This window comes from Arthrobacter bambusae (genome assembly GCF_030812595.1).
GTDB lineage: Bacteria > Actinomycetota > Actinomycetes > Actinomycetales > Micrococcaceae > Arthrobacter > Arthrobacter bambusae_B.
The window spans coordinates 29,844-47,621 of sequence record NZ_JAUSSZ010000010.1 but is presented as its reverse complement, the minus strand read 5'-3'; the positions used below and the strand labels follow the sequence as shown (position 1 = coordinate 47,621).

General features: G+C 61.9%; 20 protein-coding genes, 1 tRNA gene and 1 pseudogene. 12 read left to right on the top strand and 10 right to left on the bottom strand.

Annotated features, from left to right (window positions below; genetic code table 11):
• The first annotated feature begins 6 nt into the window (after positions 1–6).
• The 6 genes and pseudogenes from J2S96_RS14235 to J2S96_RS20225 all read left to right on the top strand — a co-directional run.
• Positions 7–588, top strand: a complete 582-nt coding sequence (locus tag J2S96_RS14235; protein WP_306864754.1) for a PadR family transcriptional regulator — start codon at positions 7–9, stop codon at positions 586–588.
• Positions 589–694: 106 nt separating this feature from the next.
• On the top strand, positions 695–1,081 hold the full coding sequence (locus J2S96_RS14230; RefSeq protein ID WP_306864751.1) for a GNAT family N-acetyltransferase: 387 nt from the start codon (positions 695–697) through the stop codon (positions 1,079–1,081).
• 26 nt (positions 1,082–1,107) lie between these two features.
• On the top strand, positions 1,108–1,758 hold the full coding sequence (locus J2S96_RS14225; RefSeq protein WP_306864748.1) for a bacterial proteasome activator family protein: 651 nt from the start codon (positions 1,108–1,110) through the stop codon (positions 1,756–1,758).
• Between the two features lie 8 nt (positions 1,759–1,766).
• Positions 1,767–2,219, top strand: a complete 453-nt coding sequence (locus J2S96_RS14220) for a hypothetical protein (RefSeq protein ID WP_306864746.1) — start codon at positions 1,767–1,769, stop codon at positions 2,217–2,219.
• A gap of 114 nt (positions 2,220–2,333) precedes the next feature.
• Complete coding sequence (locus tag J2S96_RS14215) at positions 2,334–3,173, top strand: aldo/keto reductase (RefSeq protein ID WP_306864744.1); 840 nt, start codon at positions 2,334–2,336, stop codon at positions 3,171–3,173.
• Positions 3,174–3,267: 94 nt separating this feature from the next.
• Positions 3,268–3,603 (top strand): annotated as a pseudogene (locus J2S96_RS20225) (DUF805 domain-containing protein); the annotation flags it as partial.
• Positions 3,604–3,757: 154 nt separating this feature from the next.
• Here J2S96_RS20225 and J2S96_RS14210 read toward each other — a convergent pair.
• From J2S96_RS14210 to J2S96_RS14195, 4 genes are all read right to left on the bottom strand, one after another.
• A complete protein-coding gene (locus J2S96_RS14210) occupies positions 3,758–4,261 on the bottom strand; it encodes a DUF7793 family protein (RefSeq protein ID WP_306864741.1) in 504 nt (167 codons plus the stop codon).
• A 256-nt stretch (positions 4,262–4,517) separates the two neighbouring features.
• On the bottom strand, positions 4,518–4,694 hold the full coding sequence (locus J2S96_RS14205) for a CsbD family protein (RefSeq protein WP_306864738.1): 177 nt from the start codon (positions 4,692–4,694) through the stop codon (positions 4,518–4,520).
• Positions 4,695–4,852: 158 nt separating this feature from the next.
• The gene (locus J2S96_RS14200) at positions 4,853–5,713 is read right to left on the bottom strand and encodes a sulfurtransferase (protein ID WP_306864735.1); all 861 of its coding nucleotides are present in this window, start codon (positions 5,711–5,713) and stop codon (positions 4,853–4,855) included.
• Positions 5,714–5,790: 77 nt separating this feature from the next.
• Positions 5,791–5,949 (bottom strand): DUF1059 domain-containing protein, encoded by a 159-nt coding sequence (locus J2S96_RS14195; protein WP_306864732.1) that lies wholly within the window; start codon positions 5,947–5,949, stop codon positions 5,791–5,793.
• Between the two features lie 64 nt (positions 5,950–6,013).
• Between J2S96_RS14195 and J2S96_RS14190 the strand changes: the two genes are divergently transcribed.
• Together J2S96_RS14190 and J2S96_RS14185 are read left to right on the top strand one after the other, a co-directional pair.
• Positions 6,014–6,766, top strand: coding sequence for an AfsR/SARP family transcriptional regulator (locus tag J2S96_RS14190; RefSeq protein ID WP_306864729.1), 753 nt, complete (start codon positions 6,014–6,016; stop codon positions 6,764–6,766).
• 60 nt (positions 6,767–6,826) lie between these two features.
• Positions 6,827–7,267, top strand: a complete 441-nt coding sequence (locus J2S96_RS14185; RefSeq protein ID WP_306864726.1) for a VOC family protein — start codon at positions 6,827–6,829, stop codon at positions 7,265–7,267.
• A gap of 70 nt (positions 7,268–7,337) precedes the next feature.
• On the opposite strand, the gene J2S96_RS14180 is transcribed toward J2S96_RS14185, so the two are convergent.
• From J2S96_RS14180 to J2S96_RS14170, 3 genes are all read right to left on the bottom strand, one after another.
• Entirely contained in the window at positions 7,338–8,018 is a 681-nt protein-coding gene (locus J2S96_RS14180; protein WP_306864723.1) for a hypothetical protein, read from the bottom strand.
• Between the two features lie 207 nt (positions 8,019–8,225).
• Positions 8,226–8,699 (bottom strand): DUF805 domain-containing protein, encoded by a 474-nt coding sequence (locus J2S96_RS14175; protein ID WP_306864721.1) that lies wholly within the window; start codon positions 8,697–8,699, stop codon positions 8,226–8,228.
• Positions 8,700–9,154: 455 nt separating this feature from the next.
• Positions 9,155–9,355 carry a hypothetical protein gene (locus tag J2S96_RS14170; protein ID WP_306864718.1) on the bottom strand — a complete coding sequence of 67 codons (201 nt, stop codon included), beginning with the start codon at positions 9,353–9,355 and terminating at the stop codon, positions 9,155–9,157.
• Between the two features lie 338 nt (positions 9,356–9,693).
• Here J2S96_RS14170 and J2S96_RS14165 point away from each other — a divergent pair, with 338 nt between their 5' ends.
• Both J2S96_RS14165 and J2S96_RS14160 read left to right on the top strand, forming a co-directional pair.
• Entirely contained in the window at positions 9,694–10,581 is an 888-nt protein-coding gene (locus J2S96_RS14165) for a DUF3761 domain-containing protein (protein ID WP_306864714.1), read from the top strand.
• A gap of 41 nt (positions 10,582–10,622) precedes the next feature.
• Positions 10,623–10,784, top strand: a complete 162-nt coding sequence (locus J2S96_RS14160; RefSeq protein ID WP_306864712.1) for a DUF4236 domain-containing protein — start codon at positions 10,623–10,625, stop codon at positions 10,782–10,784.
• Positions 10,785–12,635: 1,851 nt separating this feature from the next.
• Here J2S96_RS14160 and J2S96_RS14155 read toward each other — a convergent pair.
• The 3 genes from J2S96_RS14155 to J2S96_RS14145 form a co-directional block, all read right to left on the bottom strand.
• Positions 12,636–14,120: a purine-cytosine permease family protein gene (locus J2S96_RS14155; protein WP_306864710.1), complete on the bottom strand. Its 1,485-nt coding sequence runs from the start codon at positions 14,118–14,120 to the stop codon at positions 12,636–12,638.
• The gene (locus J2S96_RS14150; RefSeq protein ID WP_306864707.1) at positions 14,117–14,530 is read right to left on the bottom strand and encodes a YybH family protein; all 414 of its coding nucleotides are present in this window, start codon (positions 14,528–14,530) and stop codon (positions 14,117–14,119) included. Before J2S96_RS14150 ends, J2S96_RS14155 begins: the two co-directional genes overlap by 4 nt.
• Before the next feature lie 1,166 nt (positions 14,531–15,696).
• A tRNA-Thr gene (locus tag J2S96_RS14145) sits at positions 15,697–15,769 on the bottom strand.
• A gap of 222 nt (positions 15,770–15,991) precedes the next feature.
• Between J2S96_RS14145 and J2S96_RS14140 the strand changes: the two genes are divergently transcribed.
• Positions 15,992–16,735: an HAD family hydrolase gene (locus J2S96_RS14140; RefSeq protein ID WP_306864704.1), complete on the top strand. Its 744-nt coding sequence runs from the start codon at positions 15,992–15,994 to the stop codon at positions 16,733–16,735.
• A gap of 191 nt (positions 16,736–16,926) precedes the next feature.
• Positions 16,927–17,766, top strand: a complete 840-nt coding sequence (locus J2S96_RS14135; RefSeq protein ID WP_306864701.1) for an endonuclease domain-containing protein — start codon at positions 16,927–16,929, stop codon at positions 17,764–17,766.
• Positions 17,767–17,778 lie beyond the last annotated feature (12 nt).

Sequence of the window (17,778 nt, the reverse complement as noted above, 5' to 3'; positions counted from 1 at the left end):
AGAGCGATGTCGATCCGGTACGGCATCCTGGCATTGCTTCAGGAGCAGCCACGCTACGGCTACCAATTGCGATCAGCGTTCGAGGATCGCACGGGAGCTGTCTGGCCGCTGAACATCGGACAGGTGTACACCACCCTGAACCGGCTGGAGCGCGACGCTTTGGTCCGCAAAGAGGGCGACGACGGCCGCGGCCACGTGCTCTTCAGTATCACCGACGCCGGGACGGCGGAGATCCGCCGATGGTTTACGACCGCAGTGGAACGCGGAGCTCCGCCAAGGAATGAATTGGCCATCAAGCTGGCGCTGGCGGTCACGACGGCAGGCGCCGACGTCCCGGCATTGATCCAGGCCCAACGTGAGATTTCCCTGCGCGAACTGCAGGTATACACCCAGGACCGCAAGGATGTGGCGGCCAACCAACGGATGACGGATACAGCCAGGCTGCTCGTCCTTGACTCCCTGGTCTTCCATGCCGAGGCGGAGGTCCGCTGGCTGGATCTTTGCGAAGCCAGGTTGGTCCAGCAGGCCAATGGCGCCAGCAACGGCATGAACGGGACCGTCCGAGGTACGGGGACACCCACGGCATAGACTGCTCTGCAGGGGAGGTGCTGACATCGAAACACCGACGAATGCCGACGTCCGAATCCGGCTGCTCGGCCCCGACGACTCCGACGCGCTGATCCGTCTCGCGGAGATGGATAACCTGTTCGACGAGGATCCTTCAGTGGCGCCGTCCGGCGCATTGACGTACGACGCCGCCCGCTCCTTTTTGGGCGACCCCACCGTGCTGGTTTGGCTGGCCGAGCTCGATGGCGGGTTAGTCGGATTCCTGCACTGCTGCATTCAGCGCCGCCGCAATGCCGGCCCTTGGGCTGAGCTGCTCCTCATGGAAATGGGGACTCATGTGGATTGGCGCCGCCGCGGTGTGGGACGGTCCCTCTTGGCCGTCATGGAGGAGTGGATGCGGGAACACCGGATAAGGGAAGTCTGGGTCCCGGCCAATGTCTATGCCACGGCCTTCTATGAAAAATGTGGTTTCGCTAAGGACGAAGGCGAAATACTCGTCAAGGCGCTGAGCTGAGTTGCGGCGCGTGAGAGTATGAACGCATGAGCGATCAGGACGATACTCAACCCAGTGGCGAGAGTTTTGACGACATCCCGGTGGAGGGCACAACCTTGGACGCTGGCACGGCACAGAGCGAATCGGAAGTGGGTCCCAAGGACGAAGGGAAGCCCGGCGTCAAGAAAGGCGCCACTCTGCAGGACCTCGTTGACGAACCCGCCAAGGTCATGCGGATCGGCACCATGATCCGGCAGCTCCTCGAAGAAGTGAAGAGCGCTCCCTTGGACGACGCCGCACGCGGACGGCTTGCCGAAATCCACGAACGCTCCATCAAGGAACTGGAAGAGGGCCTCGCTCCGGAACTCGTGGAGGAGCTGGAACGCATCAGCCTACCCTTCCCTGAAAACGCCACGCCCTCAGACGCCGAGCTCCGGATCGCGCAGGCCCAGCTGGTCGGCTGGCTTGAGGGGCTGTTCCATGGAATCCAGACCGCCATTGCCGCCCAGCAGGCAGCCCGCGAGCACGCGGTGGCCCAGTTGCAGCTTCGCCAGCTGCCACCCGGGACCATGATCGCCCCGGGCGTCGTTATTGGCGAGAATGGTGAGCCTCAGCGTGCCCGCCTTCCCGGTCAGGACGCGGAACCCGGCAAGCCCGATCGCGTGGAACCGGACCACGGTCCAGGCCAGTACCTCTGAGCGCTGGGTTGGGATTCTTCGGGGCCGTCCGGCAGGGGCGGAAGGATGATGCTGAACTCGGCAAAGGATTGTGGCGGCGGGCCCATGACCGTTTTCAACGGGGCCTTGATCGGTACCACCAGGTGCTGGAAGGTGTCGAGGACGAGCAGCTCTACGGTGAGCTCGTAGTAATTGCCAACGAACTGGCGGATTTGTTGTCCAGGGTGCGTGCCATCTGCATGGAGGCCCAGCTCCGTGCACCCAGTGAGGGGCTGGACATTCCCGGATCGCTCGCAGGCGTGCACCGCGCGCTGTCCAAAGCGGGAAACTCCCTTGCCACCACGGCGGAGGCGGCCGCGATGCTGCGTCTCGCCGTCGGGCCCGTTCCCGTAGGAGCGGCTTCGGTGCGCCGACGCGCCGAGGCCGTTTACGAGCATGTCGAGGAAGCCGAGCGGCTGCTGGGGTCGAACGCCGGCCCTTAGGAGCCTGCTTTAGGTGCAGGCGCGTCTATTCCCACATGGAAACTATTAAGCGCCTAGCTTAGAGGGTCCGGAACCCGTAGCCACCCGGTGTGCCCGGCTGGCAGGATTGAAGCCATGACTTCGTCACCGAACCTTACTTTTAACGACGGCAACTCCATCCCCCAGCTCGGCTACGGGGTGTGGCAGGTTGAGGACGATGTAGCCGAAAAGGTTGTGCGTCAGGCCTTCGACGCCGGCTTCCGCCACATTGATACCGCCAAGATCTACGGCAACGAGGCCGGCGTGGGACGCGCCATCGCATCCTCCGGCCTCAAGCCCGAGGAAATCTTCGTCACCACCAAATTGTGGAACGCGGACCAAGGCTACGAGTCCACGCTCGCCGCTTTCGAAGAATCCATGAACCGTCTCGGCCTGGAAACCCTTGACCTGTACCTGATTCACTGGATGCAGCCCAAGCAGGACAAGTTCGTGGACACCTGGAAGGCGCTCATTGAGCTCCAGAAGCGCGGACGCGTGAAGTCCATCGGCGTCTCCAACTTCAGCAAGGAGGGCCTGCAGCGCCTGATCGACGAGACCGGCGTTGTGCCGGCCATCCACCAGATCGAACTGCATCCGTTCTTCAACCAGTCGGAACTGCGTGAGTTCGCTGCCGCCCGCGGCATTTTGACGCAGGCCTGGTCGCCTCTGGGCCAGGGCGGCGAGCTCCTCGAGGACGCCACCGTCGTCCAGATCGCTGCCAAGCACGACGCCACTCCGGCGCAGGTGGTTATCGCCTGGCACCTGGCGATCGGCAACGTCGTGATCCCCAAGTCCGTGACCGAGTCCCGGATCCAGGAGAACTTCGCTGCACTTGGCGTCACCTTGGATGAGGCCGACATTGCGGCCATTAACGGCCTGGACCGAGGCGCCGAGGGCCGCATCGGACCGGATCCGGCAGTTTCAGACTTCGCATAGTTTCCGACTCGCGTCGTTTCCCAACAAGAACACCCCGCACCTGCCGGTGCGGGGTGTTCTTGCCTTAAGAGCTAAGTAAACTGATGATTCCGGTGTGCTCACAGCAGGGGCCTTGCCAACAGACAGGGGCCTTGCCAATCGTCCACGAAGGAAATCGATTGTCGTATCAGCAGCAGATCGTCCCCACCGGAAGAGCCGCAGCGAATACTGGTTGTGGACCCTGGTTTCCGGTGTTGTTGGATTCATTCTGGAAATCGTCGTGATGATGGGCGGTTCCGACGGTTCGACCGTCGTTAACGCCGGAGCGACCGCTCCAGGGCCTGTGGCGTTGGCCGGCTTCGTTCTGGCGGGCATCTGGACGCTGGCTACCCTGATCCCGTCGCTGGCTCTTATCGTCCGCCGCCTGCACGATGCGAACTTCAGCGGCTGGATGATCCTGATCGGCCTTGTCCCATCCTTGGAGCCATCGTCCTTCTCGTATTCATGTTTCTTGGACCCAAGCCGGAAGGCCAGCGCTTCGACGTCCCCCGCGCAGCCTGGAAACGGCAGGCGGGTCGCGCTTAGTCCGCTCCACAGCACGGCAGTCAGACAAATGCCGGGGCCCCTTGTCCCTCCTGGGGTCCGGGGGCCCGCTCAGCAAGGAGGCCGCGCAGCCACCCCAAGGCTTCTTGTTCGTCGGAAAAATACCGGGTTGGGCACTGCGGTGCCGGGAGCCCGTGCCTGGCATGGGCAATGACACGGTCCACCGGCGTGCTGCCCAAGATCGCGAAGGCCTTGATCGTAACGGCCTCGCTGAAGAACCGGACGGCGTCGCGGTCGATCGACTCGACGCCGATCACCTGCAGCAGCACCGCGGCGCCCGTTCCGCCCGTCAGGGCGAGGCACCGCTCCTGGACGAGAGCTCCGTCCTTCGCCGTGATTCGGCCACCTGGGCGCAATGTGATCCTGAGGATCCCGTCACCCGCGTCCTCGAGCCTGGCGTTTTCATGATTTGAACTGAACCACGCTCCACCGCCGTCCACATCGGAGACGGTGTTGACCTCGGTGGCAAGTTGCAGTTCATCCTCGGGCTGGACCAGCGTCGTCATCAAATCCCCCAATGTGAATCCGCGGCGACCCCGTCGTCGCAGTTCCCGGACCAGTGCCGGGTGCAGATCACAATACCGTCGAGGATGCCCGGCGTCTATGTCGTCGCGTCCATGTCCGGCGTCCATGTCCTACGGGCCTATGTCCTAGGCTTGGCGGACCGAGCCAGCGGCTCATAGGCGCGGAGCGGCGCTCCCGGGCCTGAAAACCGACGAAGGGCGCACCCCGATGGGATGCGCCCTTCGCTGTACGGTCGGGTCAGTCCTTCTTGAAGGCGTCCTTGACCTTCTCGCCTGCCTGCTTCAAATCGCCCTTGGCCTGGTCAGCCTTGCCTTCCGCCTTCAGGCTGTCATCGCCCGTGACGTTACCGGCAGCTTCCTTGCCCTTGCCGCCAGCCTTCTCAGCAGCGTTCTCAATCTTGTCGCCTAGTCCCATGGTGTTTCCTCCTCTGGATCGGCAGCCGATCGATACGGCCGTTGCTATATCCTAAGCATGCTTCGGGTTTGGATTTCAAGTCCGGCCGGCAGATCAATCCGATGACGAGATCCCCGGCTGGCCACGTCCAGTGGCGGGGCATATTCTCGCCGCTTGGTTCAGGCGTTGACTCCTCCGTTGTGTGCGGGGATGGCATGCGATGTTTCGACAGGGGTGTCGGGGCTAAGTCCCCATTCGGCCCACGATCCGTCATAGACCCGGACACGCTCGCGCCCGAGAAGTTCGGTGAGCACATACCACGCGGTAGCCGCGCGGCCGCCTACGGTGCAGTACGTGATCAGCTCGTCTTCTCCCTCGAGCTCTGGCAGGGGCATCGCCTGGCGCAGTTCGGTGACCGGGCGGAATGCACCTTTCTGATCGTAGAGATCGCCGAACGGTCGGTGGACCGCCGTCGGGACGTGGCCCGCGCGCCCGCCCGGTTCCATTCCACCGGATGGCCAGAACCGCTCACCGGCGTACTCGGCCTCGGAACGGACATCCACAATCGTTGTTCCTGGGCGCCCGATGGCCTGCCGCACGGCCGGGATGTCGGCGAAGAGTCTTTGAACGCGTTCGGGGAGTTGGTACGGCACCGCTTCCGGATGGGACGGCACCGCTTCCGGATGGGACGGCGCCGTAACGCAGGGATGCCCGTCGGCGCGCCAGGCATCGCGGGAACAGTTCAGGATGCGGACGTCGGCATGACCGTACAGCTTGAGCAGCCAATAGCCGAGCGCCGGAGCGTAGCCGTAACACACCACCGTCGATTCCCGACCGATTCCGGATCGAGCCAACAGTCGTTCGATCGTTTGCCTGCCGACCGGGCGATATCCTTCGTCTTTGAGGTCGGCATAGACGTTCCAGAGTACGGCGCCGTCGATGTGCCATTGATTGTAGGCGGTTGCGGAAACGTCCACTTCGACGACGCGGACCGCAGGATCGTGCAGGTGATGTGCCAGCCAGCTGGGTTCGATGAGCATGTCTATAGTCTGGCCGCCTGTTGTTGGGACAGGGTTGGCTCAACATTGGCGATACCTTGGCGTTCGGCTCTGCCTGCCTATTCCAGTTGGATCCATCCCAGCAGGTCCTCGCGACTGACTGCGCGCAGGAGCGCAGGGTGGTCGCTGGCAATGTGCCCGCGGATTGCTCCGATCACTTCCTCGTCGGTGTCGCCGCGGACGACGAACCCACATTCGCATCGGATGAGCTTCGCCATAACGCCCTCCTGAACCTTGCTCGGGCCCTCCGAAGTGATGAGGACCTTATGCGATCATGGTGTCATGACGGTGCAGTCAGCGCTGCATATCCAGATCTGCGGGCCGCTGGTTGTGGAGCGGGACGGGCTGAGGCTAGATCAGGGCTTGCCCGGTCGTCAGGGACGCCTGATGTTTACGTACCTTGTCGTCAACCGGCACCGACAGGTGCCTCGCGACGAGCTCGTCGAGGCGCTGTGGCGCTCTCCCGGTTCCGTCGGTACCGATGCACGCCTCAACCCGTTGATCTCGAAGCTTCGCCACGTCTTTGGTCCGGATGCCGTGGATGGACGCGTCACTGTCCAGCTTCACCTTCCCGATGCGTGGATCGACCTCGAAGCCGCCGTGGAGGCAATCCACCGCGCGGAGTCCGCCGTCGCTCAGCAGGACTGGACCCGTGCCTGGGGACCGGTCCTGCTGGCCTTGTTCGTCGCCGAGCGCGGATTCCTGCCTGGAGAGGATGCGGAATGGATCGACCGGACCCGCAATCGGCTTGCTGAGATCCGGCTGCGAGCCCTGGAATGTTATGCCGCCGCCGAGCTCGGGGTCGGCGGCGCCGAAGTCGCTGGTGCCGTCCGCGCCGGCCGCCGGCTCATCTCCCTGGACCCCCTGCGTGAAAGCGGCCATCGCTACCTGATGCAGGCGCTGGCCGCCCAGGACAACTTGGCCGAGGCGCTGGCGGTGTACGTGCAGCTGTCCGAGCTTCTGCGGGAACAGCTCGGCGTCTCGCCCAGCCCTACGACCCGCGCGCTTTACCAGGAGCTCCTCGGCCGGACCTGACCTTGGTCCGCGGTAGGCTTCGTCGTGGGCCGTGCAAACCAACACTTGGAGGCTTATCCCATGTCGCCCATCATGCGGTTTGACCACGTCGGTGTCACAGTTGAGGACCTCGACCGGGTGACGGCGTTCTTCGTTGGACTCGGGCTCGAGGTCGAAGGACGGACGTTTGTGGAGGGCGAGTTCATCGATACGGTCATTGCGATCCCTGATTCCCGTACAGAGATCGTCATGTTGCGAACACCTGACGGGGGAACAGGGGTGGAGCTTTCCAGTTTCACCAGGCCGGACCCGCAGCCGGGATCGCCCGCCGCTATGGCCAACGAACTCGGACTGCGCAGTCTGTCCTTCGAAGTCGACGATCTTCAGGGACACGTCGACCGGCTGGCCGCTGAGGGATACTCGCTGGTCGGTGGCATCGGCCAGTATGAGCGGGCCTGGCGGATGGCGTACGTGAGAGGCCCGGAGGGAATCATCGTGGCCCTCGCCGAGCGCATCAGCTGACGCGCCACTTCGTTGCGGAATCGCGCACGCGCCTCCGTTCCCGGCACCTCGCTCGGCGCATTTCGTTGAGCTACAAACCGAGGTCTTTGACCGCAGTGACCCAGTTGTGGGCGATCGCCTTCTGGGCCGCTGACAGGGTGACCTTGTGGGTGCAGACGGCTTTGTGCAGGGTGTTTTCGATAGCGTCTTTCGGGTTCGTGGTGCCCGTGGCGCTCGCCTTGTTCGGCTCAGGCCATAGGTTCGATACCGAATTGGTGCCGCCGAGTTCCAGGCTGATCAGGTGATCGTATTCCGTGGTTTTCATTGCGGTCTGTCCGTATTCGCGCAGGCTCTCGGCCTTCGCCTTATCCGTGTTCGAGGCGGGTGGCCGAACCGTGGCCGTGTAGCCGCTCGCGCAGATGGTTGAGTCGATGTTCTCTTGGGTAACTGCCGGATCTGCGGCTCCCGGGGTACAGGCCGGGTCCGGCAGGTACTCGCCGGTGGCGGCGTCGACCGTCTTGGCGGAGCACTGCCCGGCGGCAAGCTGCTCGTCGGTGGCAACGAGGCCGGGGGAGTGGATGGACTTCACTGCTGTCGCCGACGCACCCGAGGGCAGTTCCCCGGGAGCGGCTCCAACTGCCCGGGGAACTGCCGGTGGCGCGGCGTTGGTCGTCGTTTCGGTGGAGGGGTGAGACCCCGGCTGGCATCCGCTGAGGGCCAATGCGGCAAGGAGGAATGCGGAGGGCAGGGCGAAATGCTTGCGGGGGTTCATGACTCTCATGTGTTCGGCGGCTTGGAAGACTCTCCCTGGAAAAGGGAAAAGACGGGCGGAAGCCGGTAGCTCCCGCCCGTCTTTTCTATCCTGTTGCCAGGGCATCGTTGGGTTCGGCACGCCGGGTAACCGGCCGGAGCGAGCCAAAGCCTTCGTGCTAAGGCCTTCTGACACCAGTGACCCTTCAGGCTGTCCTCTGGTGTGGACTTAGGCGGGGACGTCGAACCGCTGGCCTTCGAGCTTGGGCGGAAGGCACATGAAGATGAGCAGTGCCACGCTGCCGAGGAACGGAACGAGCCCGATGAGGATCATCCAGCCGCTGAAGTTTGCATCGTGCAGGCGACGGACGGTGAGGGCCAGGGACGGGACGATGACGGCCAGCCCCCAAATTACGAGAAGAATGACGCCGACCGCCATTCCCGGTCCCGGGACAGTCGCTCCCGAGTCGCTGACAGTCGCCCCAGCGGAGCCGGCCACTGACATGATGATGTTCAGGACGATGCCCACGACGAAGGAGATGAGGGTCCACCACCAGTATTCGCTGCGGCTGGCGCGGCCGGTGAAGGTGGCGTACTTCTTGAAGAACCGACGTGCTGCCTCGCCGATGGGCGCGCCGTAATAGGGCGCCCAAAGCGGGACGGCATTGCCGAACTGAGTGGTCTGTTGCTGCTGGTACGACAAATGGATCTCCTAAATAGACGAGTGATGACGCTTCATCGTAGGGGTCCAAAGGATCTGTCAAGTTGTACCGCAGATGAAATTTCGATGCGGCGTGTCGGAACTAGCTTTCACTGTCGGACGTTGAGGTTCTTCGCGCGTGCCAAGCGACCAAATCGGGTCTGCCGAGACTCTGAGCAGGGATGGTGAAGCAGGCCGCCGGGGGAGCGGTGTTGAGTACACCAACGGGTACACGGCTAGGGCACTTCGGGCAGTTGCCTCCAGAAATGAGAAAGGCCCGCATCCCTTGTGAATACTGGGATGCGGGCCTTTTTCGGGTCAGAGCTTCCTATCAGAATCGAACTGATGACCTTTTCATTACAGCCACAGTGTTTTGTCCTCTGGTGGCAGGGAATCTGCCACGCTTGGTGACGAAAAAGTGACGAACTATTTCGAGTCCAACCGAGCTAGAGCATCGTTCAGACGGCACGCACTGTCGTGAAGATCGTGGTCGAAAGGCCAGTGTAGGTGTCCAGCGTCATGGTGGCGCTGGCGTGTCCGGCGATTCGTTGGATGACTTTGACGTTGAAGCTGGCGCTTACCGCCAGGCTTACGGCGGTGGGGTGAAGGTCGTGGAGCGTCGGGCGGGGGAATTCGGGGTCCGGCAGCCCTAACTTCATCGATAGCGGGGGGAGTAGTGACGGCGCCGACCGGACCGGAGGGGCGATGGAGAAGCGCCAGCTGCAGGGGCTAGCCTCGGCAATCTTAGATGCCTCCATTTGTTATTGAGAATCTTTCTCAACTCGTACGGCACAGCGGGCGCCGTCACGGCCGGGCAAGCACGCAAAGCCAAGTTGGGCTGTTTATGCTGCCGGTTCCAGTTTCTTCGCCAGTGCACCTGTGGGTGTTTCCGGTGAGTGGCTGCCCGGAAGGCCGCGCTCATGTGTGCCGTGATTATGGGCCTCCGGTGTTATTCTGACCCGAGCGCAAACCGCGTCGAATCTTCCATGGGGGAACAATGCTTGATCGTCCCAGTGCTGTAGCGCGCCCCAAGCGCCGCTGGCAGCCTTCAAAGTCTTTCTGGATCGTTGCGGCACTGGTGCTGCTCCTGGCCATACTCTTCACGGCATCTTCCGGGTTCGGCGGCTTCCTTTTCCTTCTCGGACTCGTGGCTGTGATCACTGGTTTGTATGCCTTGATCTTCAAGCGGCAATCCTGGGTGGGACTTCCGCATCGGAAGTCGGCGGCCTTGGTAGCCGCGGCAGGCGTTGTTGCTTTCATCGTGGGCGCAGGTGTGGCCTCCGCTACAGCCACGCCTGGCAGCGTCCCTGATAAGTCTGCCTTTGGGGCTTCCTCCCGGGAGTCGGTGACTGCAACGCCGACCGCCACGAACCCGGCAAACTCGGCGTGTCTTACCCCGAGTGAGACACGGAATTACAACAACAACCTCTTCATCTGCACCATGGGTAGCGACCAGCGTCTGGTGTGGCTGGCCGAGTCGGACTCCAAACGGGTCGTAGCCCAGAAGGCAGCTGCGGATAAAGCCGCGGCGGACAAGGTTGCTGCGGATAAAGCGGCTGCGGACAAGGCGGCCGCGGATAAAGCTGCGGCAGACAAAGTTGCTGCCGATAAGGCGGCTGCGGATAAAGCCGCGGCAGACAAAGTTGCTGCCGATAAGGCGACTGCGGACAAGGCAGCCGCCGACGCGCTGGCAGCGCAGCAGGCAGCCGACCAGCAAGCAGCAGCGGATCAAGCTGCGGCAGCCCAACAAACAGCAAACCAGGGAGCGCCCCAGCAGAATGCGAGCGGCGCTACAGCGCTATGTGCCGATGGCACTCTGTCCTTTTCTGCCAATCATCGGGGAACGTGCTCCTACCACGGTGGCGTTTCTGTGTGGTACAAGTAGCGCGCGTAAGCGCGTTGTGCATTTCATAGGAAGGGAAGTCGGTGGGTATTTTTTTTCGACGCACAAAGAAGCTTGGCAAGAACACGAGGTTGAACTTTTCCAAAAGCGGGGTGTCACTTTCGCGTAAGGCGGGTCCGGTGACGGTGAACAGTCGGGGCAGGATTACGATCCGCTTGGGCAAAGGTCTGTCGTGGCGACTCTGAGTCATTAGAGCCGCATCTGCAGCTATAAGGATGGAGGTCAAGCTCGGGCTTGGCCTCCCATCGTCATGCAATCCAATGACGCGGCCCGGCGGCGCCGAGATGCTGACGAACTATCAGGCTTTAATGTAACCGTTTGTATAAGGCTTGCCGCCCGATATTCGATGCACGCGTTTATCGGTTTTGCGATGAAGATGAGAAACTGCACCTGCATCGACGCCTGTCGTTGTTCGCAGTACAAATCACTCGTTTTGTAATAAGGGGATCAGTTGAAAAAATATGTCCTGGCTTTGGGCATTGCAGGATCGGCCGTCGGACTCGCCGGTTGTGGAGGGAGTCCGCAGTCGGCCCCAACAGTGACCACCATCCAAACGGTCACGGCCACTCAGACTGTCACCGCTCCTGCGCCGACAGTTACAGTCGTCCAAACAGTGGAACCTGCTGCCGTATCTGCTCCAGCTGCCCCGCCCGCTCCCGCTGCCGCCGTATTGCCGGCTGATGCCGCAGGGCAAAATGCACAGGCTCTCAGTGATGAACTCCAAGCACTCGGGTTTAAGCATGTTGTTTGGAATTCAGACACGGGCAACTCCGTGTTCCTGCTGTCGAATTGGACGGTGACCAGTTTGGAGAAAGCAGGGGAAAGCGTCCCCCTGACTAAGACCATCGTCGCCCATGTGACGAAGCCTGGGCAGTAGGTGTTCTGGCCTGTCGAATGATCCGGCGAGCGAAACCGGCGGGAGCGTGACCGTTGCCGCCGGTCTACGCCGTGGGGAGCGCCAAGAGATACTCCATCGAGCGGCTCGCCGCTGAGATTGCCGAGTGCGACATCCGTTGTGCGAACTGCTACAAGCGGGGCACTTGGGCTGCCATCATGTTCGCGATAGACGACCCCGAGGCCGCATGGAAACTTGCAAGCTCTGGAATGAACCGTTGCAGCCATGAGATGTCTCCCGCCTTGCGTTCCGGATTGTGTTTCAGTGATGTCCGGGCTTCCGGATGTTACTGGCCCAGCAAAGCTTGGGTAGTGCGTAGGCGGGCGGTCCCATCCCCTGAATGCGGACCAAGGGGATCGGCCGCCTGCCGGCGGCCCGGTCACGTACGCGGCAGCGTCGCTGGTTGCGGCTACGGTGCCGCGTACGGGACATAGCCGAAGTTCTGGCTGTGCCGATGACCGCGTTTCTGCCGGAGCCCAGAGGCCCGGCAGCAAGCACGCCGTTTCGAGGCGGTCGCCGACCAATGACCGGCACATAAGGCTGCAGACAGCGCCCCGAGAAGCACCGGAGGCTAGACGAAACCGCCCGCATTTGGCCTATCGGGCCCTAGCGGTTCGCAGCCAGAACATACGACTGCAGTGGCGAGAGTCCGGTCGTCGCGCTAACCCCTGGAAAGCTCTCACAAACCGCGTGCCGATTGCAGCGGGAAAAAGGGGACCTACAGCCAAGCCGTACGGTAGTGATTCCCGCCTAGCCTCAGCTCGGTTAGCAGCATGACGGCCGCTGTCTGAATGGCGGATTTAGCAGTTCTCACCGTCCGCACCAGTGCCTCATGATGCGGGTGGTCTTGGCAGGAAGCCTGCAGTTCGGCCAGGGACAGGAGGACGTTGCATGCGAGGAACTGGCCTAGGAACATGAAACCCCCAATGCGGAATAACGGCGCAGGGCCACGCCGAAGCTCCGGCTGGAGGTCACGATGTCCGGTCTCAGTGTTGTTGGCAATTCCGGCATGGTTTCTGCCAAGTTGAGTGAGACGCATCCCGCCGAAGTTCATACAACTTTGGCGACTCCGAATCAGCCATGGCTACAAATCGTTGCTGTCGCGGGCGGCTTCGCCATTTGGGGGAGCCCGGGTCCCGGATTAGGTGTTTGCGGGAGTGGCTTGTCCGTTGTGACCGAGTTGATGCTCGCTTCGCGCTTCAGCGGCGTGTTCAATGTTTCGATCCAGAGATCGGCTGAATATCACGTACGCAATCGATGTCATGATCAACCCGACCAGCCACGCGATATCGACTCCGCCGATGAGGTTCGCGAGAGGGCCGGTGTAGGTCCAGGACCCAATCTGGGGTAGCACCATGAAAGGAATTTCGGCGGCGAGGCCGATAGCGAATGCCAGCAACCCGCGCCAGGACCATGTCCCGTAGATTCCTTTGGTGCTGAAGAGATCGGCGATCGCGTAGTGGCCTTTGCGGACGAAGAAGTAGTCTGTCAGGTTGGTTGCCGTCCATGGAACGAGCAGGTACAGCATCAGCGTAAGTGCCGAGAAGACGGTCGTGACGGAATCGGAGCTGATGAGGCTGGCAGCGAGGTACCACATGACGGTGAGGACGAGGATGGTTATGACGCGTGCTTTCCGGGTTGGGTTGATGGGCCGGATCGAGTCGATGGTCGTCAGCACGGTGAGCATGCCGCCGTAGGCGTTCATGCCCATGGTGGCTGCGAGTGCGAGGGCGGAGAACAGTGCCGCGGCGTCGCCGAGGTGGATGAAGACGTTGTTTCCTGCCAGTTGTAGGCCGGCCAGGCCGTCGGTTGCTCCCAGCTGGATCGCCAGCCATGCCCCCAATGCGATGAGCCAGATGGCGGAGGAAGACGCACCGAAGAATACCGCGGCGATCACGGACCTGCTCTTGGTCTTTGAGGGCAGGTAGCGCGAGTAGTCGGAGACGTACGGTGCATATGTGATGTTGTATGCGGCCGAGGCTGCGAATTGGGCCATGAACGCCCCCCAGGTGAATCCGTATTGGATAGTGCTGTGGCCTCCGCCGCCTGCGCTCCCGGTGAGCACCCCTATCGTCAGAATCGTCATCAGAGGAAATGAGATGTATAGCAGGACTCGGAAGGCCTTGTGCAGCCAGTCATGTCCAAAGATGGCCAAGGCAGCCGCGCCCAGCGCAGCGATGACGGCGATAGCGGTGGGGTTCCATCCAAAGGAACTCATGAGGCCATCGCCGAGCAGGACAGTATCGGCCACATTGAATGCAAGGTACGTGAACAGCGTTGCGATGAGGGGGACAACGACGCCGCGGTAGCCGAATTGAGCGCGGGACTGGATCATTTGCGGCAGGCCCATGGTGGGTCCTTGGGAGGCATGGAACGCCATGAAGATCGTTCCGACACCGATGCCGAGGATGCTGGCAACGATAGTCCATCCCAAGGACAGGCCAAGAGAAGGCCCGATGAACCCGATCGGGATCGAGAAGTACTGGAAATTCCCCAAGAACCACAGCGGAGCCTGGTGCCAGAGTTTGCCATGCCGTTCGCTCTCCGGCACCCAGTCAATCGAACGGACCTCAATGAGCGGCGCACTGCCTTTCAACGCCGGAACGGAACTTTTGATGTTTGTCACTGCTCGGCCCCTTCAGCAAGAGTCGGCGAAAGGTGTTCGTGGACGGCGGTGATCCCGGCGTCTCCGGTGCGGGAAAAGACGATGGTTTCGCGTTCCGTGGTGGAGGCTGAAACGCCGCCCTCTTCGATGACGGTGTGCACCGAATGAGAGAAGATCGCAACGCTACCGAGCAGCTGCACGAAAGGGTCGGTGCTGTGGCAGCTGACTACTTTCCAGCCCCCGGACACCCAGGAATCCCACTGTTCTTCGTATTCGCGCCTGCTACCCAGACGCGACGGGCTGCTGTGGAAGAGGAAGGTGGCTTTCGGATCAAAGGCTGTGAAATAGGCTTGGGCATCCATTGCCGCGTAGGCCCGCACAATCTGCCCGGCAGCTTCCATGACTTCTTGTTCGGTGAGGGTAGTCCCCATGGTTCTCCAGCGATAGGGGAAGGACACCGGTCTCCATCGGCCGGCTCATTCCAAACTGTTGGCGTGTCACAGCCCAAACATGTGAGCTAGATCACTGATTGTTCCCGATTAAACAACAGATGATGCTCACTAGGCAACAGACGTTCAAGTGACCGCAATATTTGCCGCAGTCCGAGCATCAACCGCGTCACGGGCTAGTGCCTTGGACGTTAAGGACGGACCCACACTTAGATAGAAAGTTGCTTCGGACCGACGTTCCAGCAATGGAGCGCAACAACCCCTGGGCCCAAACACAATGTGTTCTACTCGGTCCCGCCGATTGATGACGCCGCCGAGATCGGCGCCGCTTACCTTCATGCGGACGTCACCGACCCCGACTCTTTCATGGGCAAAGGGCATGGAATTGGCGAAAAGTTCAATTCGAGTCGTCGCGGAGAGAGTATTGCCCAGGAAGGCTGACCTGACCTGCTTAAACGCCTAATTGATGTGGGAGGACGAGTTCTTGTATTAGATGCAACTCGTCCCTGGTCCGAACGCCGATGATGGACGTTTTGTCAGCTTGCCTTGGAGCAGTCCCGGTCAAGGGATCCATGTTCAGTACGGGTCAACCCCACGCGTCAGGTGTGCCGTGCTCTTGTCCGTGTTCCAGCCGGCGATCATTCCATTGCCCATGAGTTGTGCGCTGAGTTTGGCCAGGCGGTAGCCGGGGTCTGCTTCCAGGGCGAGCTCGAGGTATTGGTGGGCTTTGCTGCCCCGGCCGTACCAGTTGATGTAGGCGATGGCCGCGAGTAGGGGAGCCGAGTGTTTAGTGCTGCTGTGGGTGTAGGCAATGGAGGAGGAGCTGCTCGGCCCACGTAACGCGGGACCATTGCGGTTTGTCGAGGGTGTGGGCGAGCAGGATGCGTTCCATGGGGCCGTGGACGCCGGGTATCGGCCACGAGTTGGTCGCGGATGGCGAGAAACTGGAAGGTGGCGGTCTGTTCCTCGCTCGGGTAGGTTTTCGCCTCGAGTATGCCTACCCACATGGTACGTGCCCCGGCCAGGAATGTGACGAAAAAGTGATGAAGACGCCGTACGACGAGCGAAATCTCAGGGAACGCGCGGGAAGACCCGTTCGGAATGAAAAAGCAAGCCCCGCCAAATCCTTGGAATGGCGGGGCTGTCAGAGCTTCCTATCAGAATCGAACTGATGACCTTTTCATTACGAGTGAAACGCTCTACCGACTGAGCTAAGGAAGCACCGCGTTATCGTCCGGGTACCGGCTGAATCACGCAAGATACAACTGTAATAGAGTCACCTCGTCCCGGTCAAAACAGCCCAAAGAGGAGCTCCCGTGGCGCCGTTGTTGCGGAATTCACCCGCGCGTCGTGCCGGGTTCAGGCCGTTGTCGCGGACCGGAGGCAAGCTGGGCGGACTAATGTGGCCGCACGATTCCGGCCATCAACCAGCGAAGGGGCGCCATGAGCATGGACAGCAGCATGAGGATCAACACGGACGACGCCGGGGCACATCGTGCGCAGCGGCTCCGGCTTGCTGTCTTGGACATGGTGGGCACAACGATTACCGACGACGGCCGTAGCGAGCGTGCGATGTCCCTCGCCCTGCAGGAGGCCGGCGTCGAGCCTGGTTCGCCCCGTTTCGAAAGCATGCTCGGCTACGCCTTGGACACCATGGGCTTTTCGAAGCTGACCGTTTTCAGCGACCTTTTCGAAGAAACCGAGAGGGCCCAGAGCGCCAACAAGGCCTTCGAACGGGCCTACGACGAGCTGATTGCCGACGGCGGCGTCCGGGCTATCCCAGGCGCCGAGGAAACCATCGACTGGTTGCGGGACGCCGGTGTGAAAGTCTGCCTGGCCACTGGCTTCGGGCGGCATACGCAGAACATGGTGCTTGAGTCCTTGGGCTGGATGGGCAAGGCCGATCTGAGCCTGTGCCCCGCGGATGCCGGCCGAGGGCGGCCCTACCCGGACATGATTCTTACCGCAGTACTTGCCCTCGACCTCGATGATGTCCGCGAGGTCGCCGTGGTGGGGGACACGAGCTCGGATATGCTGTCCGGCGTTCGTTCCGGCGCCTCGGCCGTGGTGGGCGTGCTTACTGGTTTCCACTCCGAGGCGGCCTTGCGCGCGGCCGGCGCCACCGCCGTCGTGCCCTCTGTCAAGGACCTTCCAGCGCAGCTGGAGCCCCGCGCGGCACGGCTGTAACGCGCCGCAACGATCTACTACTTTTCCCTTGGAAGCCGCGCCTCGAAGGCCGTCATTCTGCCGCTCGGGTGCCAGAGCACAAGGCAATACTGGTAGGAAGTGGAGGCGCGAAAGGCCCCAAAAGCAGGAAGTTCTCCACATAGCTGAACCCAGGCCTTCGCGGCCGCCAGACACCAAGGCATCGTGGAGCCATGGATCTCACAGCTGCCCTTCGTGCACGGGGAGGCACGGTCACCCGGAGGGACCTCCTCAAAGCCGGCGTCGGCTCGTGGCAGCTGCGGACTGCGGCACGACGGGACGGGGTCATCGTTCCCTATCGAGGGGTTGTTGCTCTGGCGGGCGCACCGCCGGAATTGGCTGAGGCCTACCGGCATGGTGGCGTCCTCACCTGTATCTCGGCAGCCCCATACCACGGACTCTGGCAGCTGTATCCGGCCAAGGAGCTCCATTTGGTCTGTGGCAACGGGTTAGAGCGCGAGGGCGTGGTGCCGCACAGGACCTTGTCGTTGCCGCCCGTGCCCGGCAGACCCCTTGCCGCCTTGGCCGACGTGTTGGTGCATGTCCTGCGCTGCCGGCCGGCCGAGGAAGCGCTTGTCATGGTGCAAAGTGCCGTTGCCCGCGGCGATATCACCGTGGAGTTTCTGCGCGGAAGGTTGCCCGGCAACCGGAATGGCAAGGCACGGGGCGTGCTGGATTTCGTCGGCCGAAGAGCCGATTCCTTGCTCGAACCCTTGGCGGCCATGCATTTCAGGCGGGCTGGGCTCGCGTTTGAGCAACACGTGGAATTGCCGGGGGTCGGGGAAGTTGACTTCGTCGTCGAGCGCTTCTTGATTGTCGAGGTGGACGGCAAGACGCACTTCGAACCCCGGGCCATCAAGAAGGACCGACGGCGGGACAACACGTCCGTGGCCGGCGGCTTCACGGTGCTGAGGTACTTCTACGAAGACGTCGTTCACCATCCGGAGTCCATGGTGGCTGAAGTGCAGGCCGCCATAAGGGCCCATCAAGCCAAGCTACGCCTCTACAAATGACCACCTTTGCCC